The sequence below is a fragment of the Xenorhabdus vietnamensis genome, assembly GCF_002127535.1.
Classification (GTDB): domain Bacteria; phylum Pseudomonadota; class Gammaproteobacteria; order Enterobacterales; family Enterobacteriaceae; genus Xenorhabdus; species Xenorhabdus vietnamensis.
The window spans coordinates 1-1169 of sequence record NZ_MUBJ01000094.1; the positions used below are offsets into that span (position 1 = coordinate 1).

Annotated in this window: 1 protein-coding gene; it reads left to right on the top strand. The window is 47.0% G+C overall.

Features of this window, described 5'->3' with window-relative positions; translation table 11 throughout:
• The first annotated feature begins 178 nt into the window (after window positions 1-178).
• Window positions 179-1144 carry an IS110 family RNA-guided transposase gene (locus Xvie_RS20325; protein WP_086110885.1) on the top strand — a complete coding sequence of 322 codons (966 nt, stop codon included), beginning with the start codon at window positions 179-181 and terminating at the stop codon, window positions 1142-1144.
• The last annotated feature ends 25 nt before the right edge of the window (window positions 1145-1169 follow it).

Genomic DNA, 1169 nt, shown 5'->3' on the forward strand with positions numbered 1-1169 from the left:
CTTGTATCTTGAAACCCGTGTAGAATAAATAATTACTGGGTTTAGCAAGGTTCATGTAGTCCGATGGATCCTTGGGCTTTGAAGCCCGCACTGGAGCAAATGACGCATGAACTAAGCTGCTCATCTGAAACCCGAACAGTTGCCTGATAACATTTCGTATATGCAAGGGTGGGTAAATATGAGTTTGCTGGATCCGGTGTGTGTTGGTATCGATGTATCCAAATCTTCTCTGGATGTTTCTGTTGGAGCAGTAGTATCGTTTACGGTCAGTAACGATACTGACGGTTTTGATATCATTCTGGCAAAACTCAGAGAAAAAACCATCTCTCTGATCCTTATGGAGGCCACCGGAGGACTGGAGAATGCTGTAGCATGCTTTCTTCAGTCTGAAGGTTTTGACATCGCTGTCATTAATCCCAGGCAGGCTCGTGATTTTGCCCGGTCTATGGGGTATCTGGCTAAGACAGACAGCATTGACGCCAGAATGCTGGCCCAGATGGGAGAAGTGATTAATCGCCACCCAGACAGAGAACGATTTATTCGTTCCCTGCCTGACATTAAACGGCAAGCTCTCGCGGCAATGGTCGTGCGCAGACGCCAGTTGATTTCTATGCTGGTTGCAGAACGTAACCGATTGTATCCTTCTCATCCACAGAGTCATAAGAGCATTAAGGCGATCATTGATGCGCTGGAAAAAGAACGGGCTCATATTGACCGGAATATGAATAAACACGTCAGAGAACATTTCAGGGTATTGTCTGAGTTGTTCAGCAGTGTAAAGGGTATTGGCGCGGCTACCATTGCGACTTTGCTGGCTGAGGTTCCTGAACTGGGTAAACTTTCGCGTCGCGAAATCAGCGCGCTTATTGGCGTCGCCCCGATTAATCGCGACTCGGGAAAAATGCGCGGACGACGAACAACCTTTGGTGGAAGAGCCAGCGTCCGTGCAACGCTGTATATGGCCACACTTGTAGCAACTCGGTTTAATGCGGTTATCAGACATTTTTACACCCGTCTGGTAGCAGCAGGTAAGCCCAAAAAAGTGGCTCTGGTTGCCTGTATGCGTAAGCTTCTGACCATCATTAACGCAATGGTTAGAAATAGCCAAATATGGGATGAGTCTTACCATCAGTTGACTTCTTAAAAAATACGGTTGAAGACAGTTGCTC